This window comes from Roseateles sp. GW821-FHT09H10 (assembly GCF_059415865.1).
This window is the reverse complement of record NZ_JBWKOB010000008.1, coordinates 47,834-62,615: the sequence shown is the minus strand read 5'-3', so window position 1 is coordinate 62,615 and position 14,782 is coordinate 47,834. Positions and strand designations below refer to the sequence as shown.

Here is a 14,782-nt window from a genome sequence, read left to right as displayed (position 1 = left end):
TGTTGACTTGCATGGCCGGCGTGTCGGCCCGTGCCGCGTCGTCCATTTCGGCGATGGAAGTCGCGGCCTCGCTTGCAGGTGGCGTGGCCTGGATCTGGCCCGACAGCAATGGCCCGCTGCCCCAGGGCAAGGCCACGGGACTTCCGTATCGCGAAGCTGCCGTGCTGACGGAGTCCTTGATGCTGCGAGCCAACCGCGTGGAGCATGGCGGGCGCAGGCAGCCGCTGGCGCTGCCGCCCGGGATTCGCCTGGTACCGGTGGTGCATGTCGAGGCTGCCGCCGATGCGCCGGACAACTTCACACCCGCGCAGCGCGACGCCATCGTGGCGGCCATGCGCCGCCAGGCGGGCAGGGGCGCGGGCCTGGTGCAACTGGACTTCGAGGCGCCGCTCCGCCAGCGCGAGGCCTATCGATCCCTCATCGCCAGCGTGCGCGAGGCCTTGCCGGCCGGCGTGCGCTTGAGCGTGACCGTGCTGGCCCACTGGTGCACGCAAGGCGACTGGCTCGACAGATTGAGCGTGGACGAAGTGGTGCCCATGCTCTACCGCCTGGGGCCCCATGCCGATGACTGGCGTCGCCGCTTCGAACGGGGAGACGCTGCTCTCGCGCGCCGCTGCCGGGGCCCCGCGCTGGGCTTTGCAACGCACGACCCGCCCACACCCGCGCTGCTGGCCCGCGCCACGCGGCCCTATTGGTTCGATGCCAGCGCCTGGGCCAACCCTTCCCGACCTCCTCGCCATCTCATCCCATGAAGCATCTTTGCCTCGCGTTTGCCGCCGTTGGCGCCCTCGGCCTTGCGCCCCTGGGCCATGCCGCCGACTTCAACGAGAACGATCTGCCCCAGACGCTGCGCTCCACCTACGAGGAGCCGATCACCGGCCCCGTGGACAGCCGCGCCTATGCGCACGGCGAGCTGGGCCTCATCCGCGCCGGCTATGGCCGCGCATCCCTGTACGTGGCGTGGCGGGTGATGCACCTGCCCGTGGGCGCCCTGGCCAATGAAAGCCATGACCGCATCGGCAGCTGGGTCAGCGGGGGCAAGTTCGCCGAGGAGGAGGGCGTCGACGCGCTGCAGGCCTGGAAGGACGCTCGCGAGGAAGTGCAGCCCAAGGCGCCCGCCGTGATGCCGGACTACTACCGGAGCATCAAGTCCAAGGGGCCGGTGGAGTTCGAATTCGTCGAAGGCCAGTGCGGCTCCGGCGCCTACGCGCTGGCTGCGCGAACGCTGGGCGAGCTGGTGGCTGACAAGGCGCTGAAGCCTGCCGACCGCCAGGCCTGGGTGGCCGGCCAGGACGCCGTCTTCGCGCGCTGCTCCTGGAGGCCCGGCACCAAGCCGCTGCCGCTGCCCGCCGTGTTGCCTGCCAATGCGCCAGCCAAGCTGAGGGCGCTCAACGCCTACCAGCGCGCCGCTGCGCTGTTCTACGGGGACGAGTTCTTGCCTGCGCGCCAGGCCTTTGACGCCATCGCCGCCACACCGGGCCACCCCATGCGTTCCTGGGCCGCGCTGGCCGCGCTGCGCAGCGTGGTGCGTGGTGCCGCCCGTGATGCGGACTGGGATGCGGCCGTCGCCGACGCCTGGACCCGGCGCGGCTTGCGGGGTGCTGAGTTCAACGCGGCCGTCGCCGAGGCAGCCGCCCGCAGCCGCGTTCGCACCGAGGCTGCGCTCAAGGAGATCGACACCCGCTCCAAGGCGGTCCTGGCAGACGCCACGCTGGCGCCAGTGCACCCGGCCGTCAAGTACACGGTGCGGCGGGCGCTGCTGCAATTGCACCCCATCGTGCCGCTGCGGGCGGCGATGGATGCGCTGGACCGCCTCGAGGTCAGCCCCTATGCCTATGGCGCGCTGGACCAGTTCCAGCAGCTCTACCCTCGCTTCTCGCCCGATCGCCCACAGGGGGCGATGGCCGCCGAATTCCGCAAGCGCGAGTGGTTTGACTTCATCGTCACCGTGCAGGCCTGCGCCGACCTGTACAACCCCGCTGACGCCGCAACCTGCGACGCCGAGCATGCCCACGCCCTGGAGCGGGCCAAGGAGACCCGGGACACCGCCTGGCAGCTGGCGGCGCTGATGACGGCGCGCCAGCCCACCGAGGCCGACGTGCCGCTGGCCCATGCCGCGCTCAAGGCGCCCGCCAGCCGGCCGGAGTGGGCCAGCCTGCAGTTCTATGCCGCCCGCGTGCTGAACGCCCGAGGCCAGGCGGCGCAAGCCCGCCTCGCGCTGGAGGCGCTGGTGGCCAGCGGGCGGGTGGCGGGACGCGACGTGGACCTGCTGGATGGCGAACTGCCTGGCATCAGCGTCCGTCAGCCGACCCTGCCCATCACGCAAGCCCAGGCGCGCTACGAGTACGACCGCCTCGGAGCGCTGAGCCGCGTGGAGTACAAGGTGAGGCATATCCTGGTGGAGACGCGCGAGCAGGCGCAGGCGGCGCTGGACAAGATCCGTGCCGGCCAACCCTTCGAGGCCGTGGCCAAGACTGAGCCAGGCTCCAAGGACCCCGAATCCGCCGCCAAGGGCGGCGACCTGGATTGGGGCCCGGCCAGCTTTTACACGCCGCCTTTCGCGGCCACCGTGAAGCGCCTGTCACCGCGCGGCCTCGTCGACGCGCCCGTGCAGAGCCGGTTCGGCTGGCATGTCATCGAAGTCACCGACGTCAGGGCACGCGAGTTCCCCCGCTTCGAGCAGGTGAAGGCCCGCATCATGGAGTCCCTGAAACGCAAAGCCGAGCAGGCCAAGGGGCGGTAGGTTTGGGCGGCGGCTGGCACCCACTGGCGCCCGTGCGGACGTCTTTCTGCTCCCGCGCGGACGGCTATCCTCGGCCGGACCTGGAACAGGCACTAGAATGGCGGGCTTGATCGGGGCGTAGCGCAGCCTGGTAGCGCATCTGCTTTGGGAGCAGAGGGTCGCGAGTTCGAATCCCGCCGCCCCGACCATCTACAACGAACAACGGCCCGCCTCGCGAGAGGCGGGCCGTTTTTCATGTCCGGGCGGCTTACTTGCGCGAGCGCAGTGCCGTGCGCGCCTGCACGAAGTTGAAGGCATAGGACACCGCCTCGACGATGGCGTTGTCGATCTCCAGGCGTTCGTGCTCGGTCAGGTAGAAGCTGAAGTCCACCTCGTGGCGGATATAGCGCGGCGGCAGGCGGTTCAGGGCGACGCAGGCCACGTCGCAGAGCAGGTCGCCGCTGGCGGCGATGTCCGGGTAGTCCGGCGCCGAGGCCATCACCGCCGCGAAGATCTCGCGCTCATGGTGGTTGTAGAGGGAGCTGAAATCGGCATTCATGGCGGGCCTCGTCGTGCGCGGTGAGATGCCGATTTATAGCGCCATCAGGCCGCGCCGATACCCGGGGTCATGCCCGTAGCGGCGGCACTCTTTCTCGCCGCGACGAAATCCAGCATGCGGTTGATGCAGCCCTGGGCCTTCACCCGCACCGCCTCGTCCACATGGATCTCGGGCTGGCCGCTTTCCAGGCAGTCCACCAGATTGGCCAGGCCGTTCATCGCCATCCAGGGGCAATGGGCGCAGCTCTTGCACGTTGCGCTGTTGCCGGCCGTCGGCGCCTCGATGAGGACCTTGCCCGGCGCCAGCTGGCGCATGCGGTGCAGGATGCCGTTGTCGGTGGCGACGATATAGGCCGGCGCCGTGCCTTCGACGACGGCCTTGATGAGGGCCGAGGTCGAGCCGACGACATCGGCCTGCTCGACGACGCTCTTGGGCGACTCCGGATGCACCAGCACCAGGGCGCCCGGATGCTGCTCGCGCAGCAGCTCCAGCTCCAGCCCCTTGAACTCGTCGTGGACGATGCAGGCGCCGTTCCACATCAGCATGTCGGCGCCGGTCTCTTCCTGGATGTAGCGGCCCAGGTGGCGGTCGGGCGCCCACAGGATCTTCTCGCCCTTGGCATGCAGGTCGGACACGATGTCCAGGGCGCAGGAGCTGGTCACCATCCAGTCGGCGCGGGCCTTCACGGCGGCGCTGGTGTTGGCGTAGACCACCACCTTGCGGTCGGGGTGGGCGTCGCAGAAGGCGGCGAAGTCGTCCTCGGGGCAGCCCAGGTCCAGCGAGCAGGTGGCGTCCAGGTCGGGCATCAGCACGCGCTTCTCGGGGCTGAGGATCTTGGCCGTCTCGCCCATGAAGCGCACGCCGGCGACGACCAGGGTCTGGGCGGCGTGGTCGCGGCCGAAGCGGGCCATTTCCAGCGAATCCGACACGATGCCGCCGGTCTCCCACGCCAGGTCCTGCAGGAAGCCGTCGACGTAGTAGTGGGCGACGAGCACGGCGTTGTGCTTCTTCAGCAAGGCCTTGGCGCGCTCGGTGAGCGCGCTGCGCTCGGGCGGCGACAGCGGCGCCGGTGTCTTGGCCCAGGCATGGGCCGTGGAGCAGGTGCCGGCGGCGTCCTGCTTGGTGTAGTCGAAGAGCTGGGTTTCCATGTCGGGGATGCGGTGCGGTGGTGGCTGGGCTTCCTACACTCGGGGCATGTCGATTTCAGCGGATTGTCCGCCCGCGGGCGCCCCGGCCGGTGGCGGCGCGGCAAAGCCCCTGGCGCGGGGGCTGGCGGGAGCGCTGGCGCTGTGGGCCGGGCTGGCCGCCGCGCAGCCGGCGCAGACGCTGCGCTTCATCGTCGGCGAGGACTGGGCCGCGCCCTATCTGATGCTGAAGGACGGCCATCCCGTCGGCGGCCTGGCCTTCGAGCTGATGGAGGCCGTCGCGCGAGCCGCGGACGCCCGCCCGGAGTACCTGATGCTGCCGCCCAAGCGCACCCAGGCGGCCTTGCATGCCGGCGAGGCCGACCTGATGTGCATGATGAGTCCCAAGTGGGTGGCCCAGCCGCTGGGGCGGGAGCGCATCGGCCCGCCCATGGTGGTCGTGGAGGACGTGCTGGCGGTGGCACCCGGCCAGGGCGACGGCAAGCCGCTGGACCTGACGGCCCGGCGCGGCCTGCGCGTGGGCACGGTGCTGGGCTATCGCTATGCGGAGCTGGGGCCCCTCTTCGATGCCGGCCATCTGGTGCGCGAGGACGCAGCCACCCAGCAGGGCGTGCTCGAGAAGCTGGCCCGTGGCCGCACCGAGGCGGCTGTCGCCGACCGCTTCGTGCTGGCCCAGTACAACCGCGAGCGCCCGCCCGCGGAGAAGCTGCAGGCCCTGCAGGTGGTCGCCCAGACGGTGACGCATTGCCTGCTGGGCGGCAAGACGCAACTGCCGGCGCGCCGCTTGCAGCAGGCGCTGCGCACGGTGGTCGAGCGCGGCGAACTCACGCGCCTGCTGCAGCGCTACCGCTGAGCTTCAGCCCTCCAGCCAGGCCCTGAAGGCCGCGGCGCGCTCCTGGCTGATCAGCAGTTCGCCGTCCAGGGCCGGGCTGAGGTCCAGCCTGAGCCGGCCCTTGCCGGCCGGCGTGAAACGCTGCACCGCGCCGGCGGCCACCAGCAGCTGGCGGTTCGCGCGGAAGAAGCGCTGCGGCCCCAGCTCTTCCTCCAGCTCGCCCAAGGTCGGCTCGACGAGGTAGCGCTCGCCGTCCTGGGTGATGGCGAATGACAGCTTGTCCACCGAGACGAAATAGGCGATGTCGGCCAGCTCCAGCGCATGGAACTGCTGGCCGCCCTTGCGGCCGACGATGCGCTGGCGGCCGACGGCCGGCGGGCTCAGGCGCTGCAGCAGGCCGTCGAGCTGATGGTCCCAGCGCGCCTTGGCCTGGGCGTCGAAATGGCGCTGCCATTGCTCGGCCTTGGCCAGGGCCTGGGCCAGGGCCGTGTCGGACACGGGCTTGAGCAGATAGTCCACCGCCAGGGCCTGGAAGGCCTGCAGGGCGAACTGGTCGTAGGCCGTCGTGAAGATGGTCGGCAGGGCCAGGCGGCGCTCGCGGAACAGCTCCAGCGACAGGCCGTCGGCCAGCTGGATGTCCAGCAGCAGCAGGTCGGGCGCGGGGTGGGCGGCCAGCCAGTCCAGCGTACCCTGCACCGTGTCGCTGTGGCCGAGCACACGGGCCTCGGGCGCGACGCGGGACAGCGTGGCGGTCAGGCGCTCGCGCGCCGGGGTCTCGTCTTCGGCAATGAAGATCTTCATGGGCGGGCCAGCAGGGGGATGGTGACTTCGAACACGCCGGCGTCAACGCGGCGCTCCAGCGCGCGGCCGGCCAGCAGGCGGCAGCGTTCGTCGAGATTGGCCAGGCCCAGGCCCGAGGAGGGCAGGGCGCTGCGGCGCGGCTGCAGTGCGTTGCGGGCCTGCACGCGATCACCTTCAAGCGTGAAACCCACCGTCAGCGGCTGGGCCGCGCTGGCCTCGTTGTGCTTGATGGCGTTCTCCAGCAGGGTCTGCAGGGCCAGCGGCGGCACCAGCCATGCGTCGGTCTGCAAGGCCGGGTCCAGCTGCAGCGGCATGGCGGCGCCAAAGCGCAGGGCCAGCAGACGGTGATAGTGGCGCAGGAAGGCCAGCTCCTCGTCCAGCGGCACCAGGTCGCGCTGGCGGCTGTCCAGCACATAGCGGTAGATCTCGGCCAGGGTGTCGCTGAACTCGCGGGCGCTGCGGGCGTCGCTGTCGATCAGATGGCCCAGGGTGTTGAGGCTGTTGAACAGGAAGTGCGGGTCGACCTGGGCCTTCAGCGCGCCCAGTTCGGCCTCGGTGCGGGCGCGCTCCAGGCGCTCGACGCGCAGCATGTCCGACTCGCGCTCGCGGATCAGGAACATGGTCTCGTAGGCATGGGTCACGAAGAGCACGCAGATGACATTGGTGGCCACCACCAGCTTCAGCGCGTTGACGTCCAGCGGCCGGCCGGCGACGTGGAACCAGGCCCAGATGGCGGCCAGCGTCAGCGGCGCCGTGTAGAGCACATTGGCGCTGACCAGCATCAGCAGCTTGCGCAGCGGATGCGCGAACCAGTTCAGGTGTTCGCGCTGCTTGAACAGCAGCCAGCGGTTGCCGGCCCAGATGGCGAAGGCCAGCGCGATGAAGCCGGCAAAGCCGACCCAGAAGCGCGCGTCGCCGGGGCCCAGCGGGCCGTACAGCCCCGTCAGCCACGGGATGGCCAGGCCAAAGGCCAGCGAGCCGCCGCACATCAGCAGCCGGTCATCCAGGCGCGCCTGGGTGGGCGGATTCAGCAGCGGTTTTTCGGCTTTGGGCGTACTCATCTTCGACTTCGGCGGGCGGCCGCTGTTGCCGGGCATCGGCGCGCCCCAGCATCGCCGCACCAACAACTTCACCAAGAGGGGTCTGCGATGGACGCAGTGCAATTCAACTTCCCGGCGGTCATTGTGGCGGCGCTGTCGAGCTTCCTGATCGGCGGGCTCTGGTACTCGCCCATCGCCTTCGAGAAGGCCTGGATGGCCGAGGCCGGGCTCAGCGAGGCGCAGACCAAGCAGGTGAACATGGTCCGCCTCTTCGGCCTGTCGGCGCTGGCCTCCCTCGTGATGGCCTTCAACCTGGCCGCCTTCCTCGGCGCCAAGGCCACGCTCAGCTTCGGCCTGTTCGCCGGCTTCGCCACCGGCCTGGGCTGGGTGGCCATGAGCCTGGGCGTCATCTACCTCTTCGAGCAGCGCTCGTTGAAGCTATGGCTGATCAACAGCGGCTACCAGGTCGTGGCCTATACGGTGATGGGCGCCATCCTGGGCGCCTGGCACTGAGCTCGTTTTCGAGGATTGCCGCACGTTTCAGGACAGCGGCCCAAGTCGCTGCCGGCCGAATTTCAAGGCGGGTTTGCGTGTCCTGGCTGCGAGTTGCGTGCTTCTCCCTGTAAATCCGCGCCGAAATCAGCAGAAGAATCGGCCCCAAGTGATCGGCAGGCCAACTGCCGACGCAGGAATCGAAGCAGATTCTAGGGAGGGGGGCGTCATGACTTCAGACGTTTCGCTGCGCCTTTTCGCGCAGCTGATGTGGAAGGCGGTGGCCATTTCCGCGCCGCTGCTGCTGACCGTGCTGATCGTCGGCCTGGTCGTGAGCATCTTGCAGGTGGTCACGCAGATCCAGGAGATGTCCCTCACCTTCATCCCCAAATTGCTTGCCAGCGTGGCGGTCCTGATCCTGGCCGGTCCATGGATGCTGGGGCAGCTGGTGGCCTACAGCGCCGATCTGATCCGGGCCATTCCGCAACTGGTCTAGGCATCGCCATGCCGCAGATCGACACGGCCTGGACTGTCGCCACGCTGCTGCTCTGGGCGCGCCTGGGCGCCATGCTGGGGCTCAGCCCGCTGGCACAGGCGGTCAAGGCGCCACCCGCCTTCTGGGTGCTCTTCACCCTGGCGCTGTCCGGCGCCCTCTGTGCGGCGCTGGGCCTGCGCACGCCGGTGCCCGCAAGCCTGTCGGGCCTGACGCTGATGCTGCTGAGCGAAGCGACCCTCGGTGCCCTGCTCGGCTTCAGCCTGCACGCTGCCTTTGCCTCCCTGGTGATGGCGGGCCGGCTGCTGGATCTGCAGATGGGCTTCGGCATGGCCACGGTGCTGGATCCCGTCACGCGAGCCAACGCGCCCGTGATGGGCGTCGCCTTGTCCATGCTGGGCATGTCCGTGTTCTTCGGAGTCGAGGCGCATCACGCCTTGCTGCGGGGTGTCGGTCACGCCGCGGATATGGTGCCGCCCGGTGCCCTTTGGCATCTGCCGGACGCCAAGAGCCTGATGCGCGCTGTCGGGGCCATGTTCACGATGGGCGTCGTCGTGATGGCGCCGGCCCTGTTCCTGCTGCTGCTGATCGAGCTCGTCATCGATGTGATGTCGCGGGTCATGCCGCAGATGAACGTGCTGTTTGTCGGCATGCCCGTGAAGGCGCTCGCCGGCCTCGCCACGCTGGCGATCGCGGCGCCGGGCATGGCGCCTGTGTTGAGGCGCATCTACGCGGGCGTCTTCCTGTTCTGGCAAGAGGTGCTGGCATGAGCCGCGAACAGGATCTCGAGCGCAACGAGAGGGCGACGCCGCACAAGCTGGACGAGGCGCGCAAGCGCGGCCAGGCGGCGCGCAGTGCCGATGCAGCAAGCCTGGCCATGCTGGCGGTGGCGATGCTGGCCTGCCATGGCTTGCTGGCCTCCGCCCTCAAGGCGCTGGCCGTGCTGCTCAGGCGCGGCCTGGGCGCCTCCCCGCGCTCGCTGGACGATGTCGCCACGGCGGTCCGGCTGATCGAGACGGGCCTGCACGCCGCCACGCTGGTGCTGGCACCGCTGCTCTTCGCCGCCGTCGTCGGCGCCTTGCTGATGGGCCTGCTGCAGAGCGGCGGCCTGGTGTTCTCGACCACGCCCATTCAGCCGGACTTCACGCGCTTGAATCCCGCGCAGGGCTTCAAGAAGCTGTTCTCCGTGCGCCTGCTCTACGAGGCTGCCAAGAGCAGCTTGAAGCTGCTCGCCCTGGGCGCGCTGGCCTGGGTGGCCATCCAGGCCATGGTGCCGGCGGCGCTGCAATTGCTGGGACTGCCGGGCCAGGCGCTGCTGTATCGCCTGGCACAGTCTTGCGGCGCGCTGATGGCCAAGCTGTGCGCGGTGCTGCTGGTCTTCATGCTGGTCGACCTGATCTTCGTGCGATGGGACTTCCTGCGCGGCCTGCGCATGAGCCGGCGCGAGATCGAGGACGAACACAAGCACCGCGAGGGCGACCCGCGGATCCGCAACCGACAGCGCGAGATCCGCCTGCAGTTCCTGAAGAGCGCCCGCTCGGTGCGCAAGGTGCCCGAGGCCCAGGTGGTCATCACCAATCCCACCCATGTCGCCGTGGCTCTCCGGTATGAGCACGGCGTGACACCGGCGCCGCTGGTCGTGGCCAAGGGCGCGGGCATGCTGGCCCGGCAGATACGCCGGGCGGCCGGCAAGGCCGGGGTTCCCATCGTGCACAGCCCGCGGCTGGCCCGGGCCCTGTACAAGGAGGTGGCGCAGGACGCCTATGTGCCCGAGCACTGGTATCCGCCGGTCGCGCGCATCCTGGTCTGGCTGCGCAGCCTGCGCGAAGCGCGCATGACGGGAGTGGCCGCATGAACGCCTTGCGCCAGGCCTTCGGCCGCCATGCCGACATCCTGCTCGTCGTGCTGGTGCTGGGCGTCCTGACGGTGCTTTTCGCGCCGATCCCGGCGGCGCTGCTGGACTTCCTGATCCTGGCCAACATCGGCTTCGCGCTGACGCTGCTGATGCTGACCTTCTATATGCACCGGCCGGTCGAGTTCTCGACCTTCCCGTCCCTGCTGCTGATCGCGACGCTGTTTCGCCTGGCGCTCAATGTGGCGGCCACGCGCCTCATCCTGACGGATGCCAGCGCCGGGCAGGTCATCGCCGCAGTGGGCGCCTATGTGGTCGCGGGGAATTTCGTCATCGGGCTGATCGTCTTCCTCATCCTCGTCGTTGTGCAGTACGTCGTCGTGACCAACGGGGCCCAGCGCGTCTCCGAGGTGGCCGCGCGCTTCACGCTGGACAGCATGCCCGGGCAGCAGATGAGCATCGATGCCGACCTGAACATGGGCTTCATCGATCAGGCCGAGGCCCAGAGACGGCGCAAGGCCCTGGAGAGGCAGGCAGCCTTCTACGGGGCGATGGACGGTGCCAGCAAGTTCGTGAAGGGCGATGCCATCGCCGGCATCATCATCCTGCTCATCAACATCGTCGGCGGGCTGGTGATCGGCGTCATGCAGCGCGGCATGGGCTGGAGCGAGGCGCTGCAGACCTTCACGCTGCTGACGGTGGGCGATGGCATCGTCACCCAGATCCCGGCCCTGGTCATCTCCGTCGGCACCGGCATCATCGTGACCCGCTCCGCCTCGGACGGTGGGCTCAGCGGCGAGGTGCTGAAGCAGCTGACCAGCTTTCCCAAGGCCATCTGGCTGGTCGTGGCGGCCCTGCTCGTGATGCTGATGCTCCCTGGCATTCCGGTGCTTCCGGTGTTGTCGGTGGCTGCGATCCTGGCGCTGCTGGCCTTCGCGGCCGGTTGGCGCCGCCGGGACGCGGGTGAGCCGCCCGACGAAGCGCCGGCACAGGACAAGCCCCAGGCCGCCGACCCTGTGCCTCGCGTGCATCCGGTGGAGGTGCGCATTGGCAGCGCGCTGGCCGCCCTGGCGCAGGGGGACGAATCCGTCTTCATGCAGCGCATCGCCGCGCTGCGCACGCAGTTCGCCAGGGAGTTCGGCCTGCTGCTGCCGGCCGTGCGCTTCATCAACGAAGCCCGCCTCGCCGCCAACACCTATGAGCTCGCCATCTACGGCGTCATCTACGGGCGTGGCGAGTTGCACGAAGACCGCCTGCTGGCCATCCACCCGAGCGGGGACACCAAGCATGTGAAGGGGCTGGAAACCCGCGAACCCACCTATGGCCTGCCCGCCGTCTGGATCGCCGACGACGAGCGCGAGCGCGCCAGGGCCGCGCGCTACACCTTGGTGGACACGCCGACGGTCTTCGTGACGCATCTCAGCGAGACGCTGCGGCAGCAATGCGCCCACCTCGTCACGCGCGCCGAGACGGATCGCCTGCTGGACCGCGTGCGTGAGGCCCAGGCGGGCCTGGTCGAGGAGCTGGTGCCCACCGTCCTTGCCGTGGTCGATGTGCAGAAGGTCTTTCAAGCCCTGCTGCGCGAGAAGGTCAGCCTCATCCATGTCGAGGGCATCATCGAGACGCTGGCCGACGTGGGGCGTGGCACCAAGGACGTCGCGCTGCTGACCGAGGCCGTGCGCCAGCGCCTGGGCGGCGCCATCTGCCAGCAGCTGATGGGCGACGCCCCGGCGCTGCATGTCCTGACCCTCGATCCCGGCGTCGAGCATCGCCTGCGCTCGGGTGCCTCAGACGCGCCGGCCGACCCGCGCTTCGTCGAGCAGCTGCTTGCGCGTGCCGTCGTGCTGGCCGAGCAGATGGCGAGAAGCAATCTGCTGCCCGTGCTGCTGTGCGCGCCCGATCTGCGCCGGCATCTGCGCGGCCTGACGGAGAGGGCGCTGCCGCATATGCGCGTGCTCGCCATCACCGAAGTGCCTCATCTCATCCCGCTCAAGGCATTTGGCAGCCTGAACCTGCCCTCCACGGAAAGGCCCGCATGAAGACCCTGGACATCGCGGCTGTCGGACTTCGACAGGATCTGGATCGGCTCCAGCTGATCGGCCACAACATCGCCAACCTCTCGACCGCCGGCTACAAGCGCCAGATCGCGGTGCAGCAGCCCTTTGCCGAGCTGATGGAGGCTGGAGCCGATCTGCGGGCGCAGACGGATGGCCGTGCCGGCAAGCTGAACGCGACCGGCCAGCCGCTGGACATCGCGCTGCCGCAGGGGCGCTATCTGCTGCTGGAGCTGCAGGACGGCAGCCAGGCCCTGAGCAGGCAGGGCGCCCTGCAGATCGATGAGCAGGGGCTGCTGCGCACGGCGGCCGGGCACAAGGTGATGGGGTCTCGAGGGCCGGTTGGCTTGAGCGCCACCCAGCGCCCCGGGCTTGAAATCGACATCCAGGGGCGGCTGATGTCGCAAGGGCAGGTGCTCGACGCGCTGCGGCTGGTCGCCATCAAGCCAGGGCAGGTTCCGCTGGCTCTGGGCGAAGGGCTGTACGCGGCGGACAGCGCGCAATGGGACGTCGACACGCCGACGGCCGGCGTGCGCGGCGGGCATCTGGAGCAGTCCAACGTCGTGCCCAGCCAGGAGATGGTGAGCCTGATGGCGACCACCCGGCATGCCGAAACCATGGTGCGCCTGTTGCAAGCCGCCGACGACATGCAGGCGACGGCCATCCGCCGCCTGGGGGAGGGCAGCTGACATGAACGACGCCTTGTATATCGCCGCCACGGGCATGAAGGCCCAGACGGGTCAACTCGATGCCATCGCCAACAACGTCGCCAACGTGAGCACGCCCGGCTTCAAGCGCAGCAGCCTGCGCTTTGGCGACCTCGTCAGCGTCGATCCGAATGCCCAGGCCTCGGGCGAGAGATCTGCGGTGACAGCCGGCGTGAGGGTAGGGGCCGTGCAGCGTTCATTCGCGGCCGGCGAATTGCGCCGCACGGACGACGCCATGTCGCTTGCCATCCAGGGCGAAGGCTTTCTGGAAATCCAGCTCCCCGACGGCAGCCCCGCCTTCGCCCGCGGCGCCCGCCTCCAGATCAACGCCGACCGGCTGCTGGCGACGGGCGACGGCCTGGTGCTGCGCCAGCAGATCCATGTGCCGGCCGATATCAAGGCGATCGCCATCGCGGAGGACGGCCAGGTGCACGGCCAGGACGAAGCGGGAAGGACGCTGGCCCTGGGGCGTATCGATGTCGCCTTGTTTGCCAGCCCGGCGGGTCTGGAGCCCATCGGCGAAGGGCTGTGGCAGCGCACCGCGAGTTCCGGCGACGCCGTGCTGGCACCTGCCGGCGAGGCGGGCGCAGGACGTCTCAAGCAGGGTTATCAGGAGGCCTCCAACGTCCAGCTGGTCGAGGAGATGGTGCAGCTCATGGTCGCCCAGCGGGCCTATGAGATGAACGTCAAGGTGATGCAGGCCGCCGATGAGATCGCCGGCATGACCAACAACCTGCGCAAATGAGCGCCGCCCTCATCCTTCTCGCTGCACTGGCGGCGCCCGCCGGGACAGGCCGCCTGTGCGAGGCCGCGCTGGCCGATGCGCAGCGCTTCGCCGAGGCGCAGGGATGGACGGCCGAGGCACGCTGCCGTGGACCCGTGGGCCGGCCCCTGCCGGTTGGCGCCGTGCTGCAGGCCGAGCCCTGGCCTTCGGTACAGGCCCTCAGCAGCGGGGCGCTGACGTGGCCGGTGCGGGTGCGGGCCGGCGCTGCCGCACCCTATGTGCAACGCGTGCCCCTCACCGTGGGCTGGATCGCTCCCGCCTGGACGAGCACGCGGGAACTGGCCATGGGCACCGCCTTGCAGGCCGGCGACGTGGAGCTGCGGCCCCTGCGCTGGCCTGACGGCATGCCGCTGCAGCGCGTCGACGCGGCCGCGCTGCCCGATGGCCGCTTGCGGCGCTCGGTGCGGCGCGGCGAGATCGTGACGGACGCGGTCCTGCTGCCCAGCCATGCCTTGTTGCGCGGCGATCGCGTCACGGCCGTGCTGGCAGAGGGCGTCGTGGAGGTGAGCCTGCCTGCCGAGCTGCTGGCGCCGGCGCGGGTGGGCGAGCGCACGCGCGTGCAGGCTGCGGGTCGGCGGGTCGCCCTGCAGGGGCGCCTGGTGGACGCACGGACCTTCAAGGTGGACAGCCAATGAAGCGCCTCGCAGCTTTGCTGGTGCTTGCGGCGACGACGGTGGCGCGCGCCGATGACGCAGACGGGCTGCAGCCGCGGGACGCCACCCCGCCCGAGTCGTCGACGTCCGTCAGCCCGGTTGCCAGCGGCAGCCCCGCGCCACGGCCGCGCGTGCGTGGCAGCCTGTACTCCGACGCCCAGTTCCAGTCGTTGACGGCGGACAAGCGTCGCTTCGAGGTCGGCGAGGTGCTGACCATCATGGTCTACGAGAACGCGTCGGCCACCTCGACCGCGGACACCGGGACGAACCGGGATGCCAGCGTCGGCCTCGGTGTCAGCCTGCCGAGCTGGAACAAGCGTGTGGGCATCACGTCCGGCAACGACTTCAACGGCACGGGACGCACGCAGCGAGCCGGCCGCCTGCTGGCCCAGATCACCGTGCTGGTCCGCGAAGTCCTGCCCAACGGCGATCTGCGGGTGGCGGGTGAGCAGCTGCTCGAGATCAATGGCGAGAAGCAGGCCATTCGCGCCGAGGGACGGGTCAGGCCGCGCGATGTCGGGGAGAACAACGTCGTGCTGTCCAGCCGCCTGGCGGAAGCCCGGCTGGCCTTTGTGGGCGATGGCGTGCTGGGCGATGCGCAGCGCCCGCGCTGGTGGCAGAAGTTGCTCGCCTTGTTCGGAATCTGAG

The 14,782-nt window shown here is 69.7% G+C and carries 16 protein-coding genes and 1 tRNA gene; 13 read left to right on the top strand and 4 right to left on the bottom strand.

Features of this window, described 5'->3' with window-relative positions:
* Positions 1-20 precede the first annotated feature (20 nt).
* The 3 genes from AC07OY_RS27735 to AC07OY_RS27725 all read left to right on the top strand — a co-directional run bounded on the left by AC07OY_RS27735 (position 21) and on the right by AC07OY_RS27725 (position 2,931).
* A complete protein-coding gene (locus AC07OY_RS27735) occupies positions 21-752 on the top strand; it encodes a hypothetical protein (protein WP_495045842.1) in 732 nt (243 codons plus the stop codon).
* Positions 749-2,743, top strand: coding sequence for a peptidylprolyl isomerase (locus AC07OY_RS27730; RefSeq protein ID WP_495045841.1), 1,995 nt, complete (start codon positions 749-751; stop codon positions 2,741-2,743). The genes AC07OY_RS27735 and AC07OY_RS27730 overlap by 4 nt, the downstream gene beginning before the upstream one ends.
* A gap of 111 nt (positions 2,744-2,854) precedes the next feature.
* A tRNA-Pro gene (locus AC07OY_RS27725) sits at positions 2,855-2,931 on the top strand.
* Between the two features lie 59 nt (positions 2,932-2,990).
* On the opposite strand, the gene AC07OY_RS27720 is transcribed toward AC07OY_RS27725, so the two are convergent.
* Together AC07OY_RS27720 and nadA are read right to left on the bottom strand one after the other, a co-directional pair.
* A complete protein-coding gene (locus AC07OY_RS27720) occupies positions 2,991-3,281 on the bottom strand; it encodes a late competence development ComFB family protein (RefSeq protein WP_495045840.1) in 291 nt (96 codons plus the stop codon).
* A gap of 44 nt (positions 3,282-3,325) precedes the next feature.
* A complete protein-coding gene (gene nadA / locus AC07OY_RS27715) occupies positions 3,326-4,429 on the bottom strand; it encodes a quinolinate synthase NadA (RefSeq protein ID WP_495045839.1) in 1,104 nt (367 codons plus the stop codon).
* A 46-nt stretch (positions 4,430-4,475) separates the two neighbouring features.
* On the opposite strand from nadA, the gene AC07OY_RS27710 reads away from it, so the two are divergent.
* Positions 4,476-5,279 carry a substrate-binding periplasmic protein gene (locus AC07OY_RS27710; protein WP_495045838.1) on the top strand — a complete coding sequence of 268 codons (804 nt, stop codon included), beginning with the start codon at positions 4,476-4,478 and terminating at the stop codon, positions 5,277-5,279.
* Between the two features lie 3 nt (positions 5,280-5,282).
* Here the strand turns inward: AC07OY_RS27710 and AC07OY_RS27705 are convergent, their stop codons facing one another.
* A complete protein-coding gene (locus tag AC07OY_RS27705; RefSeq protein ID WP_495045837.1) occupies positions 5,283-6,059 on the bottom strand; it encodes a LytR/AlgR family response regulator transcription factor in 777 nt (258 codons plus the stop codon).
* Positions 6,056-7,120, bottom strand: coding sequence for a sensor histidine kinase (locus tag AC07OY_RS27700; RefSeq protein ID WP_495045836.1), 1,065 nt, complete (start codon positions 7,118-7,120; stop codon positions 6,056-6,058). The genes AC07OY_RS27705 and AC07OY_RS27700 overlap by 4 nt, the downstream gene beginning before the upstream one ends.
* A gap of 87 nt (positions 7,121-7,207) precedes the next feature.
* Here AC07OY_RS27700 and AC07OY_RS27695 point away from each other — a divergent pair, with 87 nt between their 5' ends.
* The 9 genes from AC07OY_RS27695 (at position 7,208) to AC07OY_RS27655 (ending at position 14,781) form a co-directional block, all read left to right on the top strand.
* A complete protein-coding gene (locus tag AC07OY_RS27695; protein ID WP_495045835.1) occupies positions 7,208-7,612 on the top strand; it encodes a DUF1761 domain-containing protein in 405 nt (134 codons plus the stop codon).
* Positions 7,613-7,820: 208 nt separating this feature from the next.
* Positions 7,821-8,087 carry a flagellar biosynthesis protein FliQ gene (gene fliQ / locus AC07OY_RS27690; RefSeq protein ID WP_495045834.1) on the top strand — a complete coding sequence of 89 codons (267 nt, stop codon included), beginning with the start codon at positions 7,821-7,823 and terminating at the stop codon, positions 8,085-8,087.
* 8 nt (positions 8,088-8,095) lie between these two features.
* Entirely contained in the window at positions 8,096-8,854 is a 759-nt protein-coding gene (locus AC07OY_RS27685; protein ID WP_495045833.1) for a flagellar biosynthetic protein FliR, read from the top strand.
* Complete coding sequence (locus AC07OY_RS27680; RefSeq protein ID WP_495045832.1) at positions 8,851-9,939, top strand: EscU/YscU/HrcU family type III secretion system export apparatus switch protein; 1,089 nt, start codon at positions 8,851-8,853, stop codon at positions 9,937-9,939. The genes AC07OY_RS27685 and AC07OY_RS27680 overlap by 4 nt, the downstream gene beginning before the upstream one ends.
* Positions 9,936-11,975 carry a flagellar biosynthesis protein FlhA gene (locus AC07OY_RS27675; RefSeq protein ID WP_495045831.1) on the top strand — a complete coding sequence of 680 codons (2,040 nt, stop codon included), beginning with the start codon at positions 9,936-9,938 and terminating at the stop codon, positions 11,973-11,975. Before AC07OY_RS27680 ends, AC07OY_RS27675 begins: the two co-directional genes overlap by 4 nt.
* Positions 11,972-12,679 carry a flagellar hook-basal body complex protein gene (locus tag AC07OY_RS27670; protein ID WP_495045830.1) on the top strand — a complete coding sequence of 236 codons (708 nt, stop codon included), beginning with the start codon at positions 11,972-11,974 and terminating at the stop codon, positions 12,677-12,679. The genes AC07OY_RS27675 and AC07OY_RS27670 overlap by 4 nt, the downstream gene beginning before the upstream one ends.
* 1 nt (position 12,680) lies before the next feature.
* Positions 12,681-13,442 carry a flagellar hook-basal body protein gene (locus tag AC07OY_RS27665; protein WP_495045829.1) on the top strand — a complete coding sequence of 254 codons (762 nt, stop codon included), beginning with the start codon at positions 12,681-12,683 and terminating at the stop codon, positions 13,440-13,442.
* A complete protein-coding gene (locus AC07OY_RS27660; RefSeq protein ID WP_495045828.1) occupies positions 13,439-14,116 on the top strand; it encodes a flagella basal body P-ring formation protein FlgA in 678 nt (225 codons plus the stop codon). The genes AC07OY_RS27665 and AC07OY_RS27660 overlap by 4 nt, the downstream gene beginning before the upstream one ends.
* Positions 14,113-14,781 carry a flagellar basal body L-ring protein FlgH gene (locus tag AC07OY_RS27655; protein ID WP_495045827.1) on the top strand — a complete coding sequence of 223 codons (669 nt, stop codon included), beginning with the start codon at positions 14,113-14,115 and terminating at the stop codon, positions 14,779-14,781. The genes AC07OY_RS27660 and AC07OY_RS27655 overlap by 4 nt, the downstream gene beginning before the upstream one ends.
* Position 14,782 lies beyond the last annotated feature (1 nt).